The organism is Aeromicrobium sp. S22, assembly GCF_009661045.1.
Lineage (GTDB): Bacteria > Actinomycetota > Actinomycetes > Propionibacteriales > Nocardioidaceae > Aeromicrobium > Aeromicrobium yanjiei.
The window spans coordinates 843854-867677 of sequence record NZ_WJWV01000001.1 but is presented as its reverse complement, the minus strand read 5'-3'; the positions used below and the strand labels follow the sequence as shown (position 1 = coordinate 867677).

The 23824-nt window shown below is 71.5% G+C and carries 20 protein-coding genes; 7 read left to right on the top strand and 13 right to left on the bottom strand.

The annotated features are described in order from the left end of the window. Positions 1-8: 8 nt before the first annotated feature. Entirely contained in the window at positions 9-698 is a 690-nt protein-coding gene (locus GEV27_RS04335) for a metal-dependent transcriptional regulator (protein WP_309222025.1), read from the bottom strand. 55 nt (positions 699-753) lie between these two features. On the opposite strand from GEV27_RS04335, the gene GEV27_RS04330 reads away from it, so the two are divergent. The 3 genes from GEV27_RS04330 to GEV27_RS04320 are packed head-to-tail and all read left to right on the top strand — an operon-like array spanning position 754 to position 4153. Continuing rightward, positions 754-2109: a deoxyribodipyrimidine photo-lyase gene (locus GEV27_RS04330; protein ID WP_153654082.1), complete on the top strand. Its 1356-nt coding sequence runs from the start codon at positions 754-756 to the stop codon at positions 2107-2109. 11 nt (positions 2110-2120) lie between these two features. Next, positions 2121-2825, top strand: a complete 705-nt coding sequence (locus GEV27_RS04325) for a hypothetical protein (protein ID WP_153933528.1) — start codon at positions 2121-2123, stop codon at positions 2823-2825. A 47-nt stretch (positions 2826-2872) separates the two neighbouring features. Next, positions 2873-4153 (top strand): MFS transporter, encoded by a 1281-nt coding sequence (locus GEV27_RS04320; RefSeq protein WP_309222024.1) that lies wholly within the window; start codon positions 2873-2875, stop codon positions 4151-4153. On the opposite strand, the gene GEV27_RS04315 is transcribed toward GEV27_RS04320, so the two are convergent. Together GEV27_RS04315 and GEV27_RS04310 are read right to left on the bottom strand one after the other, a co-directional pair. Continuing rightward, a complete protein-coding gene (locus GEV27_RS04315; protein WP_153933527.1) occupies positions 4134-5504 on the bottom strand; it encodes a glycosyltransferase family 39 protein in 1371 nt (456 codons plus the stop codon). The two genes, GEV27_RS04320 and GEV27_RS04315, sit on opposite strands and share 20 nt — an antisense overlap. Positions 5505-5542: 38 nt before the next feature. After that, complete coding sequence (locus GEV27_RS04310; protein ID WP_153654090.1) at positions 5543-6217, bottom strand: DedA family protein; 675 nt, start codon at positions 6215-6217, stop codon at positions 5543-5545. A 113-nt stretch (positions 6218-6330) separates the two neighbouring features. Here GEV27_RS04310 and tagD point away from each other — a divergent pair, with 113 nt between their 5' ends. Then, complete coding sequence (gene tagD, locus GEV27_RS04305; RefSeq protein WP_153654092.1) at positions 6331-6798, top strand: glycerol-3-phosphate cytidylyltransferase; 468 nt, start codon at positions 6331-6333, stop codon at positions 6796-6798. 141 nt (positions 6799-6939) lie between these two features. On the opposite strand, the gene pdxH is transcribed toward tagD, so the two are convergent. Next, positions 6940-7584 (bottom strand): pyridoxamine 5'-phosphate oxidase, encoded by a 645-nt coding sequence (gene pdxH, locus GEV27_RS04300; protein WP_153933526.1) that lies wholly within the window; start codon positions 7582-7584, stop codon positions 6940-6942. 36 nt (positions 7585-7620) lie between these two features. Between pdxH and GEV27_RS04295 the strand changes: the two genes are divergently transcribed. After that, a complete protein-coding gene (locus tag GEV27_RS04295) occupies positions 7621-8727 on the top strand; it encodes a citrate synthase 2 (protein ID WP_153654095.1) in 1107 nt (368 codons plus the stop codon). Between the two features lie 69 nt (positions 8728-8796). On the opposite strand, the gene GEV27_RS18215 is transcribed toward GEV27_RS04295, so the two are convergent. Beyond that, a complete protein-coding gene (locus tag GEV27_RS18215) occupies positions 8797-12261 on the bottom strand; it encodes a glycosyltransferase (RefSeq protein WP_153933525.1) in 3465 nt (1154 codons plus the stop codon). A gap of 307 nt (positions 12262-12568) precedes the next feature. On the opposite strand from GEV27_RS18215, the gene GEV27_RS04285 reads away from it, so the two are divergent. Next, positions 12569-13213, top strand: a complete 645-nt coding sequence (locus tag GEV27_RS04285) for an NADPH-dependent F420 reductase (RefSeq protein ID WP_153933524.1) — start codon at positions 12569-12571, stop codon at positions 13211-13213. Here GEV27_RS04285 and GEV27_RS04280 read toward each other — a convergent pair whose 3' ends face one another. The 5 genes from GEV27_RS04280 to GEV27_RS04260 form a co-directional block, all read right to left on the bottom strand. Continuing rightward, positions 13214-14005, bottom strand: coding sequence for a transglutaminase-like domain-containing protein (locus GEV27_RS04280; protein WP_309222023.1), 792 nt, complete (start codon positions 14003-14005; stop codon positions 13214-13216). A 140-nt stretch (positions 14006-14145) separates the two neighbouring features. After that, on the bottom strand, positions 14146-15132 hold the full coding sequence (gene meaB, locus GEV27_RS04275) for a methylmalonyl Co-A mutase-associated GTPase MeaB (RefSeq protein ID WP_153933523.1): 987 nt from the start codon (positions 15130-15132) through the stop codon (positions 14146-14148). A 13-nt stretch (positions 15133-15145) separates the two neighbouring features. Continuing rightward, complete coding sequence (scpA, locus tag GEV27_RS04270; protein ID WP_153910123.1) at positions 15146-17329, bottom strand: methylmalonyl-CoA mutase; 2184 nt, start codon at positions 17327-17329, stop codon at positions 15146-15148. Beyond that, positions 17326-19134, bottom strand: a complete 1809-nt coding sequence (locus GEV27_RS04265; protein WP_153933522.1) for a methylmalonyl-CoA mutase subunit beta — start codon at positions 19132-19134, stop codon at positions 17326-17328. The genes scpA and GEV27_RS04265 overlap by 4 nt, the downstream gene beginning before the upstream one ends. 63 nt (positions 19135-19197) lie before the next feature. Further along, on the bottom strand, positions 19198-19515 hold the full coding sequence (locus GEV27_RS04260; RefSeq protein WP_153910121.1) for a hypothetical protein: 318 nt from the start codon (positions 19513-19515) through the stop codon (positions 19198-19200). A 54-nt stretch (positions 19516-19569) separates the two neighbouring features. On the opposite strand from GEV27_RS04260, the gene serC reads away from it, so the two are divergent. Beyond that, the gene (gene serC, locus GEV27_RS04255; protein WP_309222022.1) at positions 19570-20676 is read left to right on the top strand and encodes a phosphoserine transaminase; all 1107 of its coding nucleotides are present in this window, start codon (positions 19570-19572) and stop codon (positions 20674-20676) included. Positions 20677-20693: 17 nt separating this feature from the next. Here the strand turns inward: serC and GEV27_RS04250 are convergent, their stop codons facing one another. The 3 genes from GEV27_RS04250 to GEV27_RS04240 all read right to left on the bottom strand — a co-directional run bounded on the left by GEV27_RS04250 (position 20694) and on the right by GEV27_RS04240 (position 23793). Continuing rightward, positions 20694-21212: a gamma carbonic anhydrase family protein gene (locus GEV27_RS04250; protein ID WP_153933521.1), complete on the bottom strand. Its 519-nt coding sequence runs from the start codon at positions 21210-21212 to the stop codon at positions 20694-20696. 49 nt (positions 21213-21261) lie between these two features. Further along, positions 21262-22701 carry an NCS2 family permease gene (locus GEV27_RS04245; protein WP_153933520.1) on the bottom strand — a complete coding sequence of 480 codons (1440 nt, stop codon included), beginning with the start codon at positions 22699-22701 and terminating at the stop codon, positions 21262-21264. A 75-nt stretch (positions 22702-22776) separates the two neighbouring features. Continuing rightward, positions 22777-23793 carry a hypothetical protein gene (locus GEV27_RS04240; protein WP_153933519.1) on the bottom strand — a complete coding sequence of 339 codons (1017 nt, stop codon included), beginning with the start codon at positions 23791-23793 and terminating at the stop codon, positions 22777-22779. Between the last annotated feature and the right edge of the window lie 31 nt (positions 23794-23824).

The window sequence follows — 23824 nt, the reverse complement described above, 5'->3', positions numbered from 1 at the left end:
CCCGTTGCTCAGGCCGAGACGAAGATGTGGGCGGCTGCCTCGGCGTCGATCTCCGCGGTCTCGCCCTGGCGGGCGACGATCACGCCGTCGTGCCCCCGCGAGACGAGGACGTCGTTGCCGGGCAGTGCGCCGACGCGGCGCAGCACCGACATGACCTCGATGTCCTTCTGCAGCTCCTCCGCGATGCGGCGGACGACCAGGCGGACCGGCTCGACCGCGCCTCGCACCGCACCCGTCATCGACTGCACGCCGGTGAGGAACTGGGCCGGCACCTCGGCCTCGCCCAGCTCGGCCAGGCCCGGGATCGGGTTGCCGTAGGGGGACTCGGTCGGGTGCTCGAGGATCTCGACGAGGCGACGCTCGACCTGCTCGGACATCACGTGCTCCCAGCGGCACGCCTCCTCGTGGACGAACTCGATCTCCAGACCGATGACGTCGATCAGGAGGCGCTCCGCGAGACGGTGCTTGCGCATCACGCGGGTCGCGAGCTGGCGTCCCTTCTCGGACAGCTCGAGGTGGCGGTCGCCCTCGACGGCCAGCAGACCGTCACGCTCCATGCGCGCCACGGTCTGGGACACGGTCGGTCCGCTCTGGTGCAGGCGTTCGGCGATGCGCGCCCGCAGGGGCACGATGCCTTCCTCCTCCAGCTCGTAGACGGTGCGTAGATACATCTCGGTGGTGTCGATCAGCTCGCTCACACGTCCATTGTCCCACGTCGGGCACACTGCTCGATCACGCCGCAGAATGGAGCGCATGCCGACGTCAGTCATGTGGTTCCGCACCGATCTGCGCCTCCACGACCAGCCCGCCCTGCGCGCCGCGATCGAGGAGGGCCGCGACGGTGTCGTGCCGCTGCTGGTGCTGGACGACCGCTACTGGGGACCCGGAGCGTCGACCCGGCAGGCGTACCTCGTGCGCCTGATCGGCGACTTCGCCGACCGCATCGGCGGCCTGCACCTCGTGCACGGCGACCCGGTCACCGAGGTGCTCCGGGTGGCTCGGCAGGTCGACGCCTCCTCGGTGCACGTGTCGGCCGACTTCACGCCGATGGGCGCGGAGCGCGACCGGGACGTCGAGGCAGCCCTGGCCGACCACGACATCCCGCTCGTCCGCACCGGGTCGCCGTACGCGGTCTCGCCGGGTCGGGTGGCCAAGGACGACGGCACCGGCTACCGGGTGTTCACCCCGTTCTTCCGCGCATGGCAGGAGCACGGGTGGCGACAGCCCGCCGACGCCCCCGACGACGTCCCGTGGCTGCGGTCCGACGGCGGGACGGCCCGGCTCCCCGAGGCGACCGTGCCCGAGGGGATGACGCTCCCGCCGCACGGGGAGGACGCGGCCCGGGCCAGATGGGCCGAGTTCCTCGCCGACGACGTCGCGGACTACGCCTCGGCACGCGATCTCCCGGGTCCGGACCGCACGTCGCACATGTCCGTCCACCTCAAGTGGGGCACGATCCATCCGCGCACGATGCTGGCCGATCTGGCGCCCCTGCGCTCCGAGGGCGCAGCCGCGTACGCGCGCGAGCTCGCCTTCCGGGAGTTCTACGCCGACGTGCTCCACCAGCGACCGGACTCCACCTTCGGCTACTACAACCGGGCGTTCGAGCAGATGCGGTACGACGAGCCCGGCGGCGACCTCGAGGCCTGGAAGGCCGGCCGCACCGGCATCCCCATCGTCGACGCCGGGATGCGACAGCTGCGCGGGGAGGGCTGGGTGCACAACCGGGTGCGGATGATCGTCGCGAGCTTCCTCGTCAAGGATCTGCACCTGGAGTGGCAGCACGGGGCCCGGCACTTCCTCGACCTGCTCGTCGACGCCGATCTCGCGTCCAACCAGCACGGTTGGCAGTGGGTCGCCGGATCCGGCACAGACGCCTCGCCGTACTTCCGGATCTTCAACCCCATGACGCAGGGCAAGAAGTTCGACCCCGACGGCCAGTACGTGCGCCGCTGGGTGCCCGAGCTCGCCGACGTGCCTGCCAGACACGTGCACACCCCGTGGGAGATGGCCGAGCCGCCGGCCGACTATCCCGCACCGATCGTCGACCACGCCGAGGAACGACGCGAGTCCCTGCGGCGCTACGAGGAGATCAGGCCGGGTCGGTAGGGTCGGGCCCCATGGTGACGATCCCGGCACAGTTCAACGGACCCGACCACTCCGGCAACGGCGGCTACGTCGCCGGACTCATCGCGCAGGAGGTGGGGACCGGGCCGGTCACCTCGACGCTGCGCATCCCCCCGCCGCTCGACGTCCCCCTGAGCTGGGAGCGCGAGGGCGACCACGTGCGCCTACTGACCGCCGGCGGCGCCGTCGTCGGCGAGGCCGGACCGGGAGAGCTCGGGTCCGACGTCCCCGCGATGCCGTCCGCCGCGGAGGCCACGACCGGCCTCGCGGCGTACCCCGGCTTCGACCACCACCCGTTCGACCGCTGCTTCACGTGCGGCACCGCTCGCGGCGATGGCGACGGGCTGCGCCTGTTCACCGGTCCGTTCGCCGAGGGCCGCACCGCGGGGCCGTGGGTCCCCGACGCCGCCTTCGCCGCGGAGGACGGTCTCCTGGACGTCCCGACGACGTGGGCGGCCCTCGACTGCCCCGGCGGGTGGGCCGCCGACTTCACCCGTCAGACGATGGTGCTGGGCCGGATGACCGCCGAGGTGCTGCGCCGTCCCCGCGCCGGGGAGTCGCTCATCGCGACCGGAGAGCTCTCCGGGACGAGTGGGCGCAAGTTCTTCACGGGCACCGCGCTGTACGCCCTGGACGGCGAGCTGCTGGGTCGCGCGGAGCAGGTCTGGATCGAGATCGACGTCACCTCGTTCGGCTGAGCGCTTGCTGAGGCGAAGCCGTGGGAGCGGGCGTAACGTGACCTGACGTGCCGCGGTCCGTCTCCCACTTCTTCGCGGACGTCCGCCCCCTGCGCAACCACCACTTCCGGCGGCTCTGGGTCGCCAACATCATCACGGTGATCGGGGCCCAGCTGACGGTCGTCGCGGTGCCCGCACAGCTCTACGCCGACACGGGCGAGTCGTTCTACGTGGGGCTGGCCGGCGTCTTCGGCCTGGTCCCGCTGGTGATCTTCGGTCTGTACGGTGGCGCCCTCGCGGACGTCTTCGACCGGCGCACGATCCTGGTGGTCACGACGATCGGCCTCATCGTGACCAGCGCACTGTTCTGGGCGCAGGCCGCCGCGGACAACCGGAACGTCTGGCTCCTGCTGTGCCTGTTCTCGGTCCAGCAGGCGTTCTTCGCGGTCAACCAGCCCACCCGCAGCGCAGTCCTCCCCCGCCTCATCGAGCCCGAGCTGCTTCCTGCGGCCAACTCGCTCAACATGACCGTCACGATGGCCGGCGCGATCGCCGGCCCGCTCGTGGCGGGGATACTGATCCCGGTCATCGGCTTCGAGTGGATGTACCTGATCGACACGATCACGCTCTTCGCGACGCTCGGCGCGGTGCTCCGGCTGCCGAGCCTGCAGGTGCTGGAGGCGGCGGCCGGCGCCCCGGGCATCCGTGCGGTGATCGACGGCTTCGTCTACCTGCGCACGCAGCCCGTGCTGCTGATGTCGTTCGTGGTCGACCTCATCGCGATGGTGTTCGGCATGCCACGGGCGCTGTTCCCCGAGATCGCCCACGTGTCGTTCGACGGCCCCGACAACGGCGGCATCGTGTTCGCCCTGCTCTTCGCCGCGATCCCCGCCGGCGCGGTGATCGGCGGCGTCTTCAGCGGCTGGGTCTCGCACGTCGAGCGGCAGGGCCGGGCCGTCGTCATCTGCATCGGGGTCTGGGGCGTCGCGATGACCGGGTTCGGGCTGGCCGTCGCGCTCGCCGACCACTGGATGACCCCGATGCTGGTCGTGGCGCTGCTGATGCTCGTCGTCGGGGGTGCCGCGGACATGGCGTCGGCGGCGTTCCGATCGAGCATGCTGCAGTCCGCCGCGGACGACGCGATGCGCGGACGCCTCCAGGGTGTGTTCATCGTGGTCGTCGCCGGTGGGCCCCGCATCGCCGACACCCTGCACGGCGCGTCGGCCGCGGCCGTGGGGACCGCTGCGGCCGCGGCCGGCGGCGGCGTCCTGGTCGTCGTCGGCGTCGTCATCGCGTCGCTCGCGGTGCCCTCGTTCGTGCGCTACCGGATCACGCGCTCGGCGTCCTGAGCGTCCACAGCGACAGGCTCGTCACGCCGTACGAGCGCACCTGCTCGCGGTGGAAGTCACGGTTCAGCCTGGCCAGCTCGGGCGCGCCCCGGTGGGACGGGTAGCCACGGGTGACGACCCAGACCCGGTCCGTTCCCACGGGGACGCTGTCCGCCTGGGCCACGACGAGCCGCTCGAACGGTCCCTCGTACGCGTCCACGAACTTCAGGAACGAGGCAGGTACCGCGACCACCGCGTCACCGGGTGCGATCTCCGCCGCGAGATCGCGGGTCAGTGACCTCAGGTCGTCCGGACGCCGGTCCGGTGCCCGGATGTCGCGGTGTCCCGGCAGCACCGCGAGTGCCACCACGACCAGGATCGCGCCGAGGGCGACGGGGCGGCCCCGGCCGAGCAGGCGGGCGACCCCGTCGGCGCCCGCGCCCACCAGCAGCGCGACCGCGGGCACGACGTAGAGCACGTAGCGGTCGGCGTAGACCGGCTGCACCTGGGACACCAGCCACGACACCGCGACGGGCAGCACGGCCCACAGCAGGGGCAGCGGCGACCTGCGCAGCACCCACGCACCGCTGACAGCGAGCAGCGCGAGCACGACCGTGGCGACGTCGGTGCCGCCGATCTGGTCGACGAGCCCGCGAAGCTCGCTGAGGCCCGGGCGCCGGATCCAGCCGAGCTGGCCCGCCCGCTGCCCCGCCGCGACCACGGCCAGCGGCAGCAGGACGACGGCTGCGCCCGCCCACGCGAGCGCCACCCTGCGCGCGATCTGCCGGGCGGCGAGCAGGACGTACGCGCCGTGGGCCGCGAGCAGCAGCAAGGCGTAGAGGTGCAGGCAGCCGAGGGCCGCGACCGAGGCGGAGTACGCGACGACCCGCCCCGGGGAGGGCTGCTCGACCATCCGCAGCAGGGCCAGCGCCGACAGGACGGCCACCATGCTCACCAGCGCGTACGACCGGCCCTCCTGCGCGAAGCGGCTCGTGACGGGCAGGATCGCGTAGACGACCCCCGCGCACGTGGCCGCCGTCCGGCCCATGAGCCGCCGACCGACCAGGACGACACCCACCGTCGCGACGACGAACCCCACGAGGGACGGCAGCCGCACCCCCAGCTCGACCGGATCGATCCAGATCGTGAGGCGCAGCAGCAGGTCGTACGCGGCATGGACCGCATCAACCTCTCCCCACTCACGCCATGCATCGCCCAGGGGCTCCCGCGCGAAGTGCACGCTGACCGACTCGTCCCGCCAGAGCGCCGGTCTCGTGATCGACCACGCGCCGACGAGCGCGGCGAGCAGGGCGGGTCCGACGAGCTGTGCGAGCCCCGGCCAGGAACGGCGGCGGGGCTCGGCGGAGGTCACGGCGGGAGGCTACCCGACCCGTGGCCCCTGCGCGGGTCTCACACGAGCGGCTCCCCCACCAGCGTCTGCAGGGACGGTCGTGCGAGGACGCCCGTCGCCCGCTCGAGGGACGCGGTGTCCGGAGCCGCCCGCCCGGGGCGGACGCCGGTCGCGGCGCGGACCAGGAGCACCGGCAGCACGCCGACGCCCACCAGCACCAGCAACAGCCAGGCCGCACGGCCCAACGCATCGGTGGCTGCGCCGACCAGCCCGGCGACGACCGTCCCTCCGCCCACGTAGACCGCGGACCACAGGCTCGAGCCGGCGACGGAGGCGACGGCGAACCGGCGGTACTCCAGGCCGGACGCGCCCGCCGCGGCCGGGGTGAGGGTGCGGACCACGGGGACGAGGCGCGTCAGGAGCACAGCTGTGCCACCTCGGCGGCGCAGCAGGTCCATCGCGTGGTCGAGGTGGCGTCGGCCGAGCCGTCGCACCGCCCGGGTGTCGCGCAGGGCGTCGCCGTAGCGGCGACCCAGGACGTACCCGACGTGGTCGCCGAGGCTCGCACCCGCCGCGACGGCCAGGCCGAGCAGGATCAGCTCCGCCGGCGTGTCCAGGCCCGCGGCGAGGACGACGACGGCGGTCTCGCCGGGCAGGAGCATCCCGAGCCCCAGTCCCGACTCCGCGAAGGCGAGGGCAAGGCCCAGCCCGAGTGTCAGGGCGATTCCGGTCATGGTCCGAGCCTGCGAGGCCGAGGCGTACCCCCACCGGCGCCCGGGTGGCCGTGAGGTGAACTCCGCCCGACAGGTACCGACCGGCTGCACGCCGCCGTGAGTAGGCTCGCCCCATGACTACGGTGCTGACCTACGGGACGTTCGACCTGTTCCACATCGGTCACCTCAACCTGATCAACCGGCTCGCCGAGCTCGGCGACCGCCTCGTGATCGGGGTGTCGACCGACGAGTTCAACGCGGGCAAGGGCAAGACGTCCGTCGTGTCGTACGAGGACCGCGCTCGCATCATCGCCAGCATCAAGGGCGTCGACCTGGTGATCCCCGAGACGTCGTGGGATCAAAAGGTCTCCGACATCAAGGAGCACGACGTCGACGTCTTCGCGATCGGCGACGACTGGCGCGGCAAGTTCGACGACCTCAAGGAGCTGTGCGAGGTCGTCTACCTCCCCCGCACCGACGGCATCTCCAGCACCGAGATCAAGCAGATGCTCCGCGTGCTCGATCCCCAGCACATCACCGAGATGCAGGAGGCGCTGGCCGTCATGAGCCGGCTCCTCGAGCACTACCGCGACCTCACCTGACCCGTCCCCGCCTGGCCCAGCCCCGCCCCGCCCCGCCCAGATTTGCGGAGTTCTGCACGCTTTGCGGGCGGAATTCGGTGCAGGAGCCCGCAAATCTGGGCGGGGTTGGGGTCTGGGCGGGGTTGGGGTTGGGGTTGGGGGTCAGGGGGCGAGGCGCTCGCGGACCCAGCCGCCCGGGACCTCGGTGAAGCGGATGCGGTCGTGCAGGCGTCCCAGCCGTCCCTGCCAGAACTCGATCGACTCGATCGAGACGCGGTAGCCGCCCCAGACCTGGGGACGCTCGACGTCGCGGCCCTCGAACGTGCGCTCGGTCTCCGCGACCCGCTCGTCCAGCACGGCGCGGCTCGCGATCGGCTGTGACTGCGGCGACGCGACGGCACCGATCTGCGATCCCCGCGGTCGGGAGGCGAAGTACGCATCCGACTCCGCCTCGTCGAGCAGGCTCACGGCCCCCTCGATCCGCACCTGGCGCTGGAGCGGGTGCCACAGCATCGTCGCGGCGGCGCGGGGATTCTCGGCGAGCTCGAAGCCCTTGCGCGACTCGTACCCGGTGAAGAACGTGAGCCCGCGCTCGTCGATGCCCTTGAGCAGGACGATCCGCACCGAGGGACGTCCGTCGTGGGTCGCCGTGGCCAGGGCCATCGCATTGGGCTCGTACAGGCGAGCTGTCAGAGCGTCGTCCAGCCAGCGTCCGAACAGCGCCAGCGGATCGTCCCCTGCGTCGGTCTCGTCGAGGCCCGCGCGGGCGTAGTCCTCACGCATCCGGGCGAGATCGGGTGTCTCCATGTGTACAACGTATCCGCGCAGGGCAGAATGCAGCGTATGACTGAAGTCCATCACGGACTCGAGGGCGTCATCGCCTTCGAGAGTGAAATCGCCGAACCTGACAAGGAAGGGTCTGCGCTTCGCTATCGCGGCGTCGACATCGACGACCTCGTCGGTCGCGTCCCCTTCGAGAAGATCTGGGGCCTGCTGGTCGACGGGGCGTACGAGCCCGGTCTTCCCCCGGCCGAGCCGTTCCCGATCCCCGTGCACTCCGGCGACATCCGCGCCGACGTGCAGAGCGCCATCGCACTGACCGCCCCCGCGTGGGGCATGAAGCAGCTGTACGACATCGACGACGCCCAGGCGCGCGACGACCTCGCCCGCGCTGCGGTCATGGTCCTGTCGTACGTCGCCCAGGCGGCTCGCGGTGTCGGACAGCCCTTCGTCCCGCAGAGCGAGGTCGACAAGGCCGGCACCATCACCGAGCGCTTCCTGACGCGCTGGCGGGGTGAGGTCAACCCCGATCACGCCAAGGCCATCGACGCGTACTGGGTCTCGGCGGCCGAGCACGGCATGAACGCCTCGACGTTCACGGCCCGTGTCATCGCCTCGACCGGTGCCGACGCAGCTGCCGCACTCTCGGGTGCGGTCGGCGCGATGTCGGGCCCGCTGCACGGCGGCGCCCCGGCCCGTGTGCTGACGATGATCGAGGAGGTCGAGAAGTCCGGCGACGCCACCAAGTACGTCAAGGACCTGCTCGACAAGGGCGAGCGGCTCATGGGCTTCGGCCACCGCGTCTACCGCGCCCAGGACCCCCGCGCCCGCACCCTGCGACGTACGGCCAAGGAGCTCAACGCCCCGCGTGCCGAGGTCGCGATCGCGCTGGAGGAGGCGGCGCTCAAGGAGCTCAAGGAGCGTCGCCCCGACCGCGTCCTGGAGACCAACGTCGAGTTCTGGGCCGCCATCGTCCTGGACTACGCCGAGATTCCCCCGCACATGTTCACCGCGATGTTCACCTCGGCGCGCACGGCCGGCTGGAGCGCACACATCCTGGAGCAGAAGCGCACCGGACGCCTGATCCGACCGTCCGCGATCTACACCGGTCCCGCCTCGCGCGGAGCCGACGAGGTCGAGGGCTGGAACCCGGACTGGGCCAAGGCCTGAGCCACCCCCCAAGCGCCCCGCTCGACCTGTCGAGCGGGGCGCTTGGCATGTCGGGCGACTCCCAGCGGGCTATCGCGCGAGCTCGTGCAACGAGTGAGCCACGCCCCGGACGTCGAGCACGTCGGCGAGCAGCACCCTGGCCCGCTCCACGAACGAGTGCCGCGACGCGATCGCCACGGCATTGGCGTCCAGCTCGTCCTGGCTGGGCCACCGGTGCAGATCGGCGCTCGCGAGGTCGCTGAGGTCCTCGAGCGAGTCGTACGTCTGCACCGAGGGACCGAAGATCTCCTCCAGCCCCGGCACCCGGTCCGAGACGATGCGCGCGCCGGACGCGGCGGCGTCGAAGAGCCGGTTGGACAAGAAGCCGTTGCGGGCCATGTCCTCCCAGTGGTCGTTGAGCACGACGTGCGCGGCCCGATAGGCAGGAGCCAGGTTGACGTTGTCGAGGTACGTCGCGGCGACGTGCGACTCGTCGATGAACGCCTCCCACCCCCGGCCGTACAGCCGCAGGTCGAGCCCGGCCTCGATCGCGTCGCCCACGATCTGGCGCATGTGGCCGCGGGTGTTGCCCACGAACAGGGCGCCGCCCACGTCCGCGGCACCCACCGAGGGCCTGAACCGGTCGGGGTTGGTGGCCTGCAGCAGGGGCCGCACCTCGACCCCGGCCGTCGCGCTCATGTGCTCGGCCCAGGGCACGCCCGCGGCGTAGACCAGGTCGTAGCCGTCGGCGAGCTCCTGGACCGGGACCTCGTCAGGATGGCTGATGACCCACACCACGTTGGTCGCTCCCTGCAGGGGTGCGCACGGGACGCGTCCACGCAGCAGCAGGGTCACGTCGTCGTGGTCGTCGCTGCCCGGCCGCTGGAAGGCGGGCCGGCGGTCGACGACGATCTCCTGGCCCCAGTGGCGCAGGGCGTGGGCGAGGTCGCCCGCGAAGAAGGTGTCGCCCCACACGTCGCCGAGCGGGCCCCAGGTGGCCGGGTTCTTGATCGCCCAGCGCAGGCGCGGCAGCCCGGCGGCCGGTCCGCTCTCGACCACGGTGGCGCGCCGCCGCAGCACGGGCTTGACCGCGGTACGCCGTCCCGTCTGGGGCAGGCCCGCGTCGACCGCGAGCCGCAGCACCTCGAAGCCGGCCTGCTCCCACTGGGACGTGTCCGGGGTGGGCAGCCGACCGTGCCAGCGGTCGAGCAGCCGCAGCCGGTTGGACTCGACCCGGGCGAAGCGACCGGGTGACTTGCTCTCCAGGTGGACCACCTGGGACGCGGGCACCGTGACGAAGCTGCCTCCGCGCTCCTCAGCGAGGCGCAGGCACAGGTCGACGTCCTCCATCCCGTTGGCGAACACGGGATCGAAGCCGCGGGACGGCGCGAGCACGTCGGCGCGTACGGCCATGCAGGCGGCCGTGACGGCCGGGAAGCGCAGGTCGATCTCGGGCTTCACGTCCTCGACCGGATGGGCTGCGAGCAGGTGCCCGGGGATGCTGTCGGGCCCGTTGAAGACCGTGCCGGCGGACTGCACCGTCCCGTCCCCGTAGAGCAGCAGCGGCTGGGCGCCGAGAACGTCGGGGCCCTCCAGCGCCTCGACCAGCGGAGGGAGCCAGCCCGCCTGCACCTCGGTGTCGTTGTTGAGGAACACCACGACCTCACCGGTCGACTCCGCGAAGGCGACGTTGGACGCCGTGCCGAAGTTGGTGTTGCGCGGCAGACGTCGGATCCGCACCCGCGGATCGCCCGCGAACGTCCCCGCGAACACCGACGTCAGGTCGCGGTCGGAGCCGTTGTCGACCACGACGACCTCGATGTCGGCCGGCGAGTGGGCCAGCACGTGCTCGACCGCGGCCCGGACGAGCAGGCGATCGCGGAAGGCCGGGATCAGCATCGAGACCCGGCCGGGCACGCGCTCGGCGACCTGCTGCTCGATGAGGGGCCAGTCCAGGATGTGCTCGGCACGGATGACGTGCTCGTGCGTGCTGCGCAGCCCCGGGGCCAGCGGCAGCGCGCCGAGATCGGACCCACGCACCGCGACGAACGGGACGAACGTGCTCGGCAGGTCGCTGCGCAGGAGGTGGTCCCAGCCGTACTGGTCCTCGGCCTCGGCCCGGAAGGCACCATCACCCGCACGGAGCTGCTCGGTCGGGAACAACATCCCGGCCAGTCCGCGGGGCAGGTCCCACAGCAGGGTGTCGCGGGCGGGGAGCTCGGCCCGCCAGAGCGGTCCCGCGTCCTTGGCCTCCCCGGTGCCGCTGTCGACGGTCGCGGCGTGCGCGCCGACGCCGTCGGCGACACCGGACAGCAGGCCGCTGAGGTGGTGCGGCGACCAGGCCTCCTGAGGCTGCCAGAAGCAGGCCCACGGCTCGTCCGCGGTCGACAGGACGTCGTGGACGCGCTCGGCCCACGACGTCGAGGTCGTCTCCACCAGGACGACGCGCCCTCCCTCGTGGAGCTCGGCCAGCGACAGCGGCACGGGCTGCCCGGCGTCCACCGCCACGCGCAGCGTCCACCGCGGATGCTCCTGGCGCAGGACGGTGTCGACGTTCTTGGGCATCCATTTGGTCCACTCGCGCGCATCGCTGACGATCGCGACCGGGACCGTCGGATCGCCCGCCTCGGGCACGGCTGCGTCGAGCCACCAGCGGGCGTACGTCGTGGAGGGACGGCGCGCGATCCGTTCCTGCTCCCCGAGGTCGGCGGCGACGCGACGCATCGTGGCCACCAGCGCGCCGAGCTCGGTGGGCTCGATCCCGGAGGCCGGGGCGGGGACCGTGGGCGTCGACTCGTCCGCGTGCTCGAGGAAATGCCCCAGCGGGCCGCCCACGTGGTCCGCCGCCTCAGGACGCCGCTCGAGGTACGTCGTGCCGTCGAAGTGCGGCCCGGCGGCCCCGCGTACCTGGCCCGTCCGCAGGAAGCTCGCGAACTTGAGCGGCATGTGGGCGTTCGCGGATCCTCGGTACCAGAGCCGGTCGTACAGGGGCTGGGGGGTGAGCCCTGCGGACTCGCCGATCTCGAGGAAGTGCCACACCGCAGCCGTGCCGGACAGGAACGTGCGCCCGGCCTGGAGCTCGTAGTAGTCGCGGTCGAACAGCCCCGACTTCACGATCCTGCGAAGGGCGTCACCCTGCTGCTGACGGTGGGCGACGAAACGCCTCCAGCTGCGGGTGCCCAGCTGGGGGACGGGCGCACCGGCGTGCGCGTGCTCGAGATAGAAGCCGACGGGTCCTCCGGGGTGATCGGCCGCTCCCACCGCGTCCGCCACGAGGGCGACGTCGTCGAGCAGCGGCCGCACCGGGAAGAGCCGCGCGGACCCGTCCCGCACGGCGGCCGCGACGGCGTCCGGGGCCAGCCCGGTCGCCTCGACGTCCGTCAGCGGGTTGGGCAGCAGCCCCTCGGCGGCACCGACGTCGAGGTAGTGCCGAGCGGCCTCGTGCGCGTCCATCGACCTGCCGGTCTGGAGCGAGTAGTACCACGGGTCGACGAGCCTGGAGTCGACGAGCGGCTGGAGCTCTGATGACGCTGATCGTTCGACGCGGCGCACCACGCTCCTGAGCCTTCTGCCCGATGCCACTAGGACCCCCACATCGTTTCCGATCAGCGTACACAACCGGCGACGGGCCCATGGACAGGCAGAGGGGTCGGCCATCCCCCCGAGACGGCCGACCCCGCGACGCTGGTGCGTCCTGTGTCTCTCGCATGAAAAGTAGCGGACCCCGGAGGGAAAGTGCAGTCTTGACATTCGGGATGGGACTAGTTATTTGGAACTAGTCGTCACTAGTCCTTCCGGGTCGGGTCGCGGCCGCCGGCTCGGCAGGGCGGAATGTCTGAGGACGAGCGGCGGTTCCATCCACATGACCACCATCGGACTCATCGGCTCAGGCCTCATCGGCAGTCAGCTCGCTCGCGCCGCGACCGCACACGGCCACGACGTCGTGCTCAGCAACTCGCGCGGACCCGAGACGCTCGCGGGGCTCGTCGACGAGCTCGGCCCGCACGCCCGGGCCGCCACGCCTGCGGAGGCCGCCGCGGCGGGCGATCTCGTCGTGGTGACGATCCCCTTCCGCGCGATCTCGACCGTCCCGGTCGAGCCGCTGGCGGGCAGGACCGTCATCGACACGACCAACTACTACCCGCAGCGCGACGGGCAGGTGGCAGGGCTCGACGACGAGTCGACCACGAGCTCCGAGCTGCTCCAGGACCGTCTGGTCGGGGCGCACGTCGTCAAGGCGTTCAACCACATCAGCGCGGCCCACCTCTCCGAGCACGCAACACCCGCCGGCACCCCGGACCGCCGGGCTCTCGCGATCGCGGGCGACGACGCGGACGCCAAGGCCGCGGTGTCCACGTTCATCGACGAGATCGGCTTCGACGTCGTCGACCTCGGACCTCTCGCCGAGGGGTGGCGCGTGCAGCCCGGCACCCCCGCCTACGGTCCGCGGATGACCGCGGAGCAGCTGCGCGAGGCCGCGGCTTCTGCGCAGCGCGACCAGGGCTGATCAGCGCAGCGGGACCAGCTGGGACAGGTCGTCGCGGGGAAGCTCGTCGACGACGGCGCTGACCGCCATCCACCGCAGGTCCACCGCGGCGCCGTGCTGACTCAGGAACGCGGTCTCGGACGCGTCCTGACCTGTTGCGATGCGCACGAGCGAGCTCCGCGGCGCGAGGGCGGTGGCGTCGACGACGTGCCAGCCCCCGTCGACGTACGCCTCGGCGACCGCGTGGAAGTCCATGGGGAACAGCCCCGGCGCGTAGACCGAGGCCAGGCGCGCGGGGATGTCGAGGGCGCGCAGCAGGGCAACCACCAGGTGGGCGTAGTCCCGGCAGACCCCGGCCCGGGCGAGCATCGTCGCGACGGCCCCGTCGGTCGGCTGGCTGGCACCGGGGACGTACGTCAGGCGGTCCCCGACCCACGAGCTGACCGCGTCGAGCAGCTCCTTGCCCTCGAGGCCCGTGAACTCCGAGCGAGCGGTCGCGAAGAGGGTGTCGGACTCGCAGTAGCGGCTCGGACGCCGGTACTCGATGATGTCGAGCTCCTCGACCGGCGCCAGAGGTGCCTGGCCGCTGACCTCGGCGGAGTAGTCGATGACCATCGGTCCGGGGCGACCGGTCAGGCGGTGCAGCCGCGTGCCGTGCCGTCCGGCGACCACGTGCGCCTCGAGCGGGCTGCCGCCGGAGGTGATCTGGAGGGTCTCGTCGCAGTCATTGCCCTCCGCGACCGCGATCGAGAAGATCAGGTCGGCCTCGCCGTGCAGGTAGAGCTCGAGGTGGGCCGTCACTGATCGCTTCACGAAGCCGATCGTTTCACATCCCGCCCTCCCCGCGAGTGGCGCACACCTCCCCGCGAGTGACGCAGTTGCGCACGACACGCCGTCCCACTTCCTCCACCTTGCGCCAGTCGCGGATCGGGTTGCGCCAGTCGCGGATCAGGTCAGGAGTCGTAGGCCTCGAGGATCCTGTCGGCGGCGGACGCGGCGGGCAGCTCGCCGGACAGGACCGCCTCGCGGATCTCCTCACGTACGGCCGCGACGGCGGGGTTGGTGCGCAGGCGCTGGTCCAGCTCGTCGCGCACGAGCGCCCAGGTGAAGTCGAGCTGCTGCTGCGCCCGCTTCTCGCGCAGCCCACGGGTGCCCATGAACTCGCGGTGACGGATGACGCGCGCCCACACCGTGTCGATGCCGGTGCCCTCGAGCGCCGAGCAGCTCAGCACGGGCGGGACCCACCCGGTCCCCCCGGCGTACACGAGCCGCAAGGCGCCGGCGAGCTCCCGCGACGTCCCCTCGGCCTCCTGCGCCCGGTCGCCGTCGGCCTTGTTGACCGCCACGACGTCCGCGATCTCCAGGATGCCCTTCTTGATGCCCTGGAGCTGGTCACCCGTTCGCGCGATCGTCAGGAACAAGAAGGTGTCGACCATGCCCGCGACGGTGATCTCGGACTGTCCCACCCCGACCGTCTCGACCAGGATGACGTCGAACCCCGCGGCCTCCAGCACCGTCATCGCCTGGCTCGTCGCCCGCGCGACGCCGCCGAGGGTGCCCGCGCTCGGCGACGGGCGGATGAACGCGTCGGGAGTGACCGACAGCTTCGCCATGCGCGTCTTGTCGCCCAGCACCGAGCCGCCCGTACGCACGCTGGACGGGTCCACCGCGAGCACGCCGACGCGGTGTCCCTCGTCGATCAGGTGGGTGCCGAGCGCCTCGATGAAGGTCGACTTTCCCACTCCGGGGACGCCCGAGATGCCGACCCGGATCGCGCCGCCGACCCCACCGCCGTGCTCGGGGTCGCTGAGCAGGCTCAGCAGCTCCCGTGCCTCGGCGCGGTGGTCGCCGCGGCTCGACTCGACCAGCGTGATCGCCCGCGAGATGGCCGCGCGCTTGCCGACGCGCACGTCGTCGGCGAGCTCCGCGACGTCGACCATCAGCGTTGTCCGCTCACGACTGCAGGGTCGTGCGCAGCTTGTCGAGCAGGTCCAGCGCCGAGTCGGCGATGACAGTGCCCGGCAGGAACACCGCGGCCGCACCCATGTCCTTGAGCGTCTCGACGTCGTCGGGCGGGATGACGCCGCCGATCACGACCATGATGTCGGGACGGCCGAGCTCCTCCAACGACGTCTTGAGCGCGGGCAGCAGGGTGAGGTGACCCGCAGCCAGCGAGGACACGCCGACGATGTGCACGTCGGCGTCGATCGCCTGCTGGGCGACCTCCTCGGGCGTCGAGAACAGGGGGCCCACGTCGACGTCGAAGCCCATGTCGGCGAACGCCGTGACGATGACCTTCTGGCCGCGGTCGTGCCCGTCCTGGCCCATCTTGGCGACCAGGATGCGGGGGCGACGGCCCTCGGCCTGCTCGAACTCGTCGGTGGCCTCGATGACCTTGGCGACGTTGTCGGCCTGCCCTGCCTCGGTGCGGTACACACCTGAGATCGTACGGATGACCGCCTGGTGCCGCCCGTAGACCTTCTCCAGCGCGTCGGAGATCTCGCCGACCGTCGCCTTGGCGCGGGCCGCATTGACCGCGAGCGTCAGCAGGTTGTCGTCGAGCGATCCGTCGCTGGCCGAGCCACGCTCCGCGCTGCGTGTCAGCGCTGCGAGCGCCGCGTCGACGTCGTCCTGGTTGCGCTCGGCGCGCAGCCGCTCGAGCTTGGCGATCTGCGAGGCGTAGACCGCCTTGTTGTCGACCTTGAGCACGTCGAGGGGATCCTCGTCGGCGAGCCGGTACGTGTTGACCCCGATCACGGCCTGCCGGCCCGAGTCGATCCGCGCCTGCGTACGCGCGGCCGCCTCCTCGATGCGCATCTTGGGGATGCCGGCCTCGATCGCCTTGGACATGCCGCCGGCCTTCTCGACCTCCTGGATGTGCGCCCAGGCGCGGTTCGCGAGGTCGTGGGTCAGGCGCTCGACGTAGTAGGAGCCGCCCCACGGGTCGATGATGTCGGTCGTGCCGGACTCCTGCTGCAGCAGCAGCTGGGTGTTGCGCGCGATGCGGGCGCTGAAGTCGGTCGGCAGTGCGATCGCCTCGTCGAGGGCGTTGGTGTGCAGCGACTGCGTGTGTCCCTGGGTCGCGGCCATCGCCTCGATCGCGGTGCGCCCGACGTTGTTGTAGACGTCCTGCGCGGTCAGCGACCAGCCCGACGTCTGGCTGTGCGTCCGCAGGCTCAGGCTCTTGGGGTTCTTGGGGTTGAAGTCCGCCACGAGCTGCGCCCAGAGAGCGCGCGCGGCGCGCATCTTGGCGATCTCCATGTAGAAGTTCATGCCGATCGCCCAGAAGAAGCTGAGGCGCGGTGCGAACGCGTCGATGTCCAGGCCCACGTCGAGGCCGGCTCGGATGTACTCGACGCCGTCGGCCAGCGTGTACGCCAGCTCGAGGTCGTTCGTCGCCCCGGCCTCCTGGATGTGATAGCCCGAGATCGAGATCGAGTTGAACCGAGGCATCTTCTGCGCGGTGTACGCGAAGATGTCCGAGATGATCCGCATCGACGGCGCGGGCGGGTAGATGTAGGTGTTGCGGACCATGAACTCTTTGAGGATGTCGTTCTGGATGGTCCCCGACAGCTTCTCGGGCGGGACGCCCTGCTCCTCGGCCGCGACGATGTAGAGCGCGAGCACCGGCAGGACCGCGCCGTTCATCGTCATCGACACGCTCATCTCGTCGAGCGGGATGCCCTCGAACAGCTTGCGCGTGTCGTAGATCGAGTCGATCGCGACACCGGCCATGCCGACGTCGCCCACGACGCGCGGGTTGTCCGAGTCGTAGCCGCGGTGGGTCGCCAGGTCGAACGCGACCGAGAGCCCCTTCTGCCCGGCCGCGAGGTTGCGGCGGTAGAACGCATTGGACTCCTCCGCGGTGGAGAAGCCGGCGTACTGGCGGATCGTCCACGGCTGCGTCGTGTACATCGCCGGGTAGGGGCCGCGCAGGAACGGGGTGAGGCCCGGATAGGTGTCGAGCGCGTCGAGGCCCTCGAGGTCCGCGGGCGTGTAGAGGCCCTCGACCTCGATGCCCTCGGGCGAGGCCCACGGCTCGGCGCCGTCAGTCGCGCGGGCGTACGTCTCGGGGTCGGGCTCGTACGGCTGCTCGGGATCGAGCGGCAGGTCGCTGAAGCTCTCCGGGATGCTCATGCTCCCAGCTCCTCTCGGATTGAACGGAGGAAGGCCAGTGCGTCCAGCCCCATCGCGATGGTCGTGTCGGCACCCACGTCGGCCTTGCCGGCCAGGATCACGTACGTCGCCCCGGCGCCGCGAAGGGCCGTGACGAGGTCTGCGCCCCACTGCTCGTACGCCGCGTCGTTGCCGACGAGGCACACGACGGACGGCTTGCCCGCCGCGTCGTACGCCGTGAGGACGTCGTCGGGGCCGTCGGTGGCACCGGCGACGACGGTCTTCACACCGCCGGCGGCCAGCAGGTTGGCGGCGAACGTCGCACGCGCGGTGTGGGCCGCGATCGGTCCCATCGAGGCGAGGAACACCGGCTGCCTCGTCGGCTCGTCACGCAGCGCCTCGAACTCGCCCGCGTAGCGGTGCACCTCGAGGGGCTCGGCGTACGGACGGCGCTCGGGCAGCTGCTCGTCCAGGTTGGGGAACTCCGAGACGCCCGTGATGGGGCGGCGGCGCTTGGCGATCGCGAGCGCGCGGTCCGAGACGGTCTGCTCGACCTTGCCGCGCACGAGCGACAGCGCGGCGTCGAGGCTGTCGGTCGCGTCGATCTCGCCGAACAGCGCCCATGCGGCGCGGGCGAGGTCGTCGGTGAGCTTCTCCACCGCGTGGGAGCCGCCGGCCGGGTCGGTGACCGCCGCGACGTGCGACTCGCTGATGAGCAGGCTGGACGTGTTGCGGGCGATCCGGCGGCTGAACGGCTCCGGGAGGCCGAGCGGCTCGTCGAAGGGCAGGACGGTCACCGAGGTGGCGCCACCGACGCCGGCCGCGAACGAGGCCACGGTCGTGCGGAGCATGTTCACGTAGGGGTCGTACCTGGCCATCATCGGGCGGGAGGTGACCCCGTGCTGGACCTGCCCGGCCGCAGCGGAGGTGACGCCGCTGAGCTCGGCCACGCGGTTCCAGAGGCGGCGGGCTGCGCGGAACTTCGCGATCGTCGGGAACTGCTCGTCGGTCGCGGCGTAGCGGAAGTCGATCAGCCCGGCCGCGGTGTCGACGTCGAGGCCGGCGTCGACCAGCAGGCGCAGGTACGTCACCCCGGCGCCGAGCGAGTAGGCCAGCTCCTGGACGTCCGAGGCGCCGGCGTCGTGCACGGCCGTCGCGTCGACCGTGATGCCGCGCGCCCCGACCGTCTGCGCCAGACGGGCGACCTGCACCGCGACGTCGAGGTCGGTGACCCCGCGGCCGCGGAACGCGGCGCCGATCGGGTCCGCACCGAGGCTCGTGCCCGGGGCGGGGTCCACGCCCTTGTCGCCGATCACGTCGACGAGGGCCTGCGCGGCCTCCAACGGCTCGAACGGAGCGTCAAGGACGACCGGCGCGAGGTCCAGGAAGACCGGCTCGAGCACGCGGCCCAGGGCGTCCAGCGGGACGCCGCCGGTGCCGGCGGAGATCCAGAGCGAGTTGACACCGTTCTCGAGGTCGGTGACGACGTCGCGTGCCGTGCGCTCGGGATCGGGATCGGTGAACCACGCGCGGACGTCCCAGCCGTCCAGCTCGCGGGACGCGACCGCACCACGCGTGAAGGGCGCCTGCCCGGGGAGGCCGCCGTCGGGGACGTCCGCGCTCAGCGTGGGCGTGCCGAGGGGCGTGACCGCGATCCCGTCGAGCGTGGTCGTGGCCAGCGTCGACCAGACGTCGCTGTCGGCCGCGTCGTCGGACAGCCGGCGGGACTTGCGAAGGACGGCTGCCGTCGCCTGCTCCCACTCCTGCTGCGTGTGCTCCAGCCCTTCGGAGAGCGGGACGTCGACTGTCGAGCCGTCAGATGCCATAGGGGGCATCGTACGAACCCCGCCCGGCACCGGCCACCCAATGTGACGTATGTGACGACAGTGTTACGAGGCGTCCTCGTCGAGCTGCACCAGGAAGCCCGCCATGTCGAGCACCTGCACGTGCTCGGCCGGCGTGCCGCCGATCTCGTGCGCGACGGTGCGGCGCCGTCCGGTGAGCATCACGATGCGCCCGACCGTGCCGGCGATCTCGACGTCGCCGTCGTCGTCGACCGCACTCGTCACCTCGACGTCGAGCCCGTCGGGCAGCTGGGGCAGCAGCTCGGCGAAGTCGTCCGAGAGCGCGGTCCACGCCACCTCGTCGCCGACGGCGAAGCCGCCCTCCACCACGATGTCCTCGGCCCCGTCCACCCATGTCCACATGCCGCCGACCCTACGGGCACGCCCCACGTGGCGACGGGCTGAGACACTGGACGGGTGAAGATTCCCGCCGAGCTGTTGCCGAAGGACGGACGTTTCGGGTCCGGTCCGTCGAAGGTCCGCGTCGAGGCCCTCGACGCCCTCGCCGCGACCGGGACCTCCCTGATGGGCACGTCGCACCGCCAGGCACCGGTCAAGGACCTCGTCGGCCGGCTCCGCGAAGGGCTCGGCACCCTGTTCTCCCTGCCGGACGGCTACGAGGTCGTGCTCGGCGTCGGCGGCTCGCACGCCTTCTTCGACGCCGCGATGTTCGGCCTGGTCGACAAGCGGTCACAGCACCTGGTGCACGGCGAGTTCTCCCGCAAGTTCGCGACCGCCGTCGCGGCAGCTCCGTTCCTGCAGGACCCCGAGATCCTCGAGAGCGATCCCTCGACCCACCCGCTCCCCCACGCCACGGCCGGCGTCGACGTCTACGCCTGGGCACACAACGAGACCTCGACCGGCGTCATGCTGCCCATCGAGCGCGTGTGCGACGCGGACCCGGGCGCCCTCGTCCTGGTCGACGCGACCTCCGGTGCCGGCGGGCTCCCCGTGGACGTCTCGCAGACCGACGTCTACTACTTCGCCCCGCAGAAGGGCTTCGCATCGGACGGAGGGCTGTGGATCGCCCTCATGTCGCCGGCGGCGATCGAGCGGGCCGAGCGGATCAAGGCGAGCGGTCGGCACGTGCCGGGCTTCCTCGACCTGCCCGTCGCGATCGACAACTCGCGCAAGAACCAGACGTACAACACGCCCGCGCTCGCGACCCTGTTCCTCATGGAGCAGCAGGTGCAGTGGCTGCTCGGCAAGGGTGGGCTCGACTGGGCCGTGTCCCGCACCGCGGACTCGTCCTCACGCCTCTATGCGTGGGCCGAGGCCTCGACGTACGCCTCGCCGTTCGTCACCGCGCCTGCCGAGCGTTCGCAGGTCGTGGGCACGATCGACCTCGACGGGGTCGCGCAGGAGGCCGTCACCGCCGCGCTGCGCGAGAACGGCATCGTCGACGTCGACAGCTATCGCGGCCTCGGTCGCAACCAGCTGCGGGTCGCGATGTTCCCCGCGATCGAGCCCGAGGACGTCACCCAGCTGACCCGCTGCATCGACTACGTCGTCGACAACCTCTAGCCCGACTCGCGGGTGGGTCAGCCGAGGGGGGTGCCGGCCCGGTGGAGGTCGCGGTGCTCCTCGTAGATCGCGGCGTTGTGGTGCAGCTTGTCGATCTCGGCCTGGCTCAGCTCGCGACGCACCTTGGCCGGCACGCCGGCCACGAGCGAGCGGGGCGGCACGACCGTGCCCTCCAGCACGAGCGCCCCGGCAGCCACGAGCGACTCGGCGCCGATGACCGAGCCGTTCATGATCGTCGCGCTCATGCCGACGAGCACGTGGTCCTCGACGGTCGCCCCGTGGATCACCGCACCGTGGCCGACCGAGACACCCTCGCCCAGCACGACCGGCTTGCCCTTGTCGACGTGGAACACCGCATTGTCCTGGACGTTGCTGCGGGCGCCGATCGTGATGGGCTCGTTGTCGGCGCGCAGGACTGCGCCGTACCAGATGCTCGCGCCCTCGCCGATGACGACCGAGCCGGCGAGCACGGCGGTCGGCGCGACCCACGCGCCGTCCGCGACCTGGGGGACCTTGTCTCCGAGTGCGATCTGCATGACGCCAACCTAGCGACGTGCGACCGCACCCGGACGAGGACTCCCCGGGTCAGCTGACCCAGCGGGAGATCGGGTCGATCGCGAAGTAGACCACGAACAGCGCCGCGATGAGCCACATCAGGGCGTGCACCTGGCCGATCTTGCCCTTGACGATCTTGAGCAGGACGAACGCGATGAAGCCCGCGCCGATGCCGGCGGTGATCGAGTACGTGAACGGCATGAGGGCGATCGTCAGGAAGGCGGGGATCGCGATCTCCTCGTCGCGCCAGTCGATGTCCGCGACCTGGGTCATCATCAAGAAGCCGACCAGCACGAGCGCGGGCACTGCGGCCTCGCTCGGGATGTGCTCGACGATCGGCGTGAAGATCGTGGCGAGCAGGAACAGCAGGCCCGTCACGACCGCCGACAGACCCGTCCGCGCGCCGTCGCCGACGCCCGAGGCGGACTCGATGTACGACGTGTTGCTCGAGACGCCTGCGGCTCCGCCGGCCGCGGCGGCGATCGAGTCGACGATCAGGATGCGCTGGGCGCCGGCGGGTGCGCCGTCCTCGTCGTTGAGCCCCGCCTCGGCGCCGATCGCCGTCATCGTGCCCATGGTGTCGAAGAAGTCCGCGAGCAGGAGGCTGAAGACGAGCAGGATCACCGTGACGATCCCGACCCGCTCGATCGAGCCGAACAGGCTGAACTCACCGAGCAGGCCGAAGTCGGGAGTCTTGACGATCGAGTCGGGGAGCGTCGGGACGTTGAGGTTCCAGCCCTTGGGGTTCGTCTTGCCGTCGACGACGCTCGGACCGGCGTCGACGATCTTCTCCACGACGAGCGCGAGGATCGAGGTGATGACGATGCCGAGCAGGATCGCGCCCGGGACGCGACGCGCGTGGAGCGCGATCATCAGGAGCAGGCCGATGCAGAACACGAGGACGGGCCAGCCGGACAGCGTTCCACCCGTGCCCAGGCCGATGGGCGGGGACGCATTGCCGGTCGTGCGCACGAAGCCCGCGTCGACCAGGCCGATCAGTGCGATGAACAGGCCGATGCCGACCGCGATCGCGGTCTTGAGCGCTCGGGGCACCGCGTCGAAGACGGCCTTGCGGAAGCCCGTGAGGACCAGCACCAGGATCACGAGGCCCTCGAGCACGACCAGCCCCATCGCGTCGGCCCAGGTCATCTGGGAGGCGACGGAGAACGCGACGAACGCGTTCAGGCCGAGGCCCGCGGCCAGGGCGAGCGGGAAGTTGGCGACCACGCCCATGAGGATCGTGAGGACACCTGCGACGAGGGCCGTGGTGGCCGCGATCATGGGCAGGTCCGGGGCGGACCCGCCGCCGAGGTACTGGCCGTCGGCGTCCTTGACGAAGCCGAGGATCAGCGGGTTCAGCACGATGATGTACGCCATCGTCAAGAAGGTCACGACGCCGCCGCGGACCTCACGGCTGACGGTCGACCCGCGCTCGCCGATCTTGAAGTAGCTGTCGATGTGTTGACGCATGGGGCTCCCGTTCCGGACCGGTGTGAACGGATGGATGATGCCAGAACCGCGCCGCGGCTCGCACACTGCCTCCTGCTAGCGGCTCCTCGTCGCGGCAGCACTGATGACCGCCAGCAGCGCGATGACGACGCCTGCCCACAGCCACGTCGCTCCCGCGAAGCCGTTGCCACCCTCGGGCGGTCCCTGGTCGGGCGTGGCGGGAGCGCCCGCGGCGGGCGCCGTCCCTGCGCGCTCGGTCGGCTCCACCTCGGGCACCGGCGCGGCGAACGCGACCCGGAACAGCGGGGAGTCGCCACCCTCGCTGCCCACGAGGATCGAGCGGCCGTCCGGCTCCATCGCCAGCGTCTCGCCCTGTCGCACCGAGGGCAGCGCGAGGGTGTCCACCTGCTTCCACGTGCGGGCGTCGAGCACGTACGCCCGCGAGTAGCTGCGCGCCACGACGTACGCGCCGTCCGGCGTGAACGCCGCGTCGGTGAGCATGCCCGGCACCGTGGCGTCGAGGACCCTCACTCGGTTGGGCTCGTCCTGCTCCAGCCGGTCGGGCAGGGCGAAGACCTCTCCACCGAGCAGCCCCTTGGTGAGCAGGAACTTCTCGTCGGTGCGGGGGTTGACGACCAGGCTCTCGACGTCACGGCGCCCCTCGGGGTACGTGAGGGGGAAGCGCTTCACGCTGACCGCTCCCCCGTCCTCACGCCCGAACGCGGGCAGCGAGTAGAGCGCGACGTCGGAGCGCTGACGGTTGTTGTCGCCGGTGTCGGCGACCCAGAGCGTGCCCGCGCGGTCAGCCGACAGCGCCTCGGTGTCGGTGAAGGTCGCGGCCGGCGTCGCGCTGCCGACGACCCGCCCCGTGGGGACGTCCACCGCGTACACCGCGGCGGCGTTGCCCGAGTCGTTGATCGTGTAGGCCAGGCCGGCGTCCGCACGATCGATCACGAGACCGCTCGACTCGGTGATCCGCGCGTCCGAGATGCGACTGACCGGCTCTCCGGACGTCGCGGCTCCGGCCCTGTCGGCCAGCGAGCTCACCACCACGATGATGAGCAGGGCGACCAGGAGGCCCGGGATGAGGAGGCGACGGTGACGCGGATTCATGGGTCTCCAGCATGACAGCAGGGAGCCGGCG

Bases quoted from the DNA above. Each gene is read 5' to 3' on its own strand.
- GEV27_RS04330 (WP_153654082.1), top strand. From the start codon at position 754: ATGCCGACGTCAGTCATGTGGTTCCGCACCGATCTGCGCCTCCACGAC.
- GEV27_RS04325 (WP_153933528.1), top strand. From the start codon at position 2,121: ATGGTGACGATCCCGGCACAGTTCAACGGACCCGACCACTCCGGCAAC.
- GEV27_RS04310 (WP_153654090.1), bottom strand. From the start codon at position 6,217: ATGACCGGAATCGCCCTGACACTCGGGCTGGGCCTTGCCCTCGCCTTC.
- tagD (WP_153654092.1), top strand. From the start codon at position 6,331: ATGACTACGGTGCTGACCTACGGGACGTTCGACCTGTTCCACATCGGT.
- pdxH (WP_153933526.1), bottom strand. From the start codon at position 7,584: ATGGAGACACCCGATCTCGCCCGGATGCGTGAGGACTACGCCCGCGCG.
- GEV27_RS04295 (WP_153654095.1), top strand. From the start codon at position 7,621: ATGACTGAAGTCCATCACGGACTCGAGGGCGTCATCGCCTTCGAGAGT.
- GEV27_RS04285 (WP_153933524.1), top strand. From the start codon at position 12,569: ATGACCACCATCGGACTCATCGGCTCAGGCCTCATCGGCAGTCAGCTC.
- meaB (WP_153933523.1), bottom strand. From the start codon at position 15,132: ATGGTCGACGTCGCGGAGCTCGCCGACGACGTGCGCGTCGGCAAGCGC.
- scpA (WP_153910123.1), bottom strand. From the start codon at position 17,329: ATGAGCATCCCGGAGAGCTTCAGCGACCTGCCGCTCGATCCCGAGCAG.
- GEV27_RS04265 (WP_153933522.1), bottom strand. From the start codon at position 19,134: ATGGCATCTGACGGCTCGACAGTCGACGTCCCGCTCTCCGAAGGGCTG.
- GEV27_RS04260 (WP_153910121.1), bottom strand. From the start codon at position 19,515: ATGTGGACATGGGTGGACGGGGCCGAGGACATCGTGGTGGAGGGCGGC.
- GEV27_RS04250 (WP_153933521.1), bottom strand. From the start codon at position 21,212: ATGCAGATCGCACTCGGAGACAAGGTCCCCCAGGTCGCGGACGGCGCG.
- GEV27_RS04245 (WP_153933520.1), bottom strand. From the start codon at position 22,701: ATGCGTCAACACATCGACAGCTACTTCAAGATCGGCGAGCGCGGGTCG.
- GEV27_RS04240 (WP_153933519.1), bottom strand. From the start codon at position 23,793: ATGAATCCGCGTCACCGTCGCCTCCTCATCCCGGGCCTCCTGGTCGCC.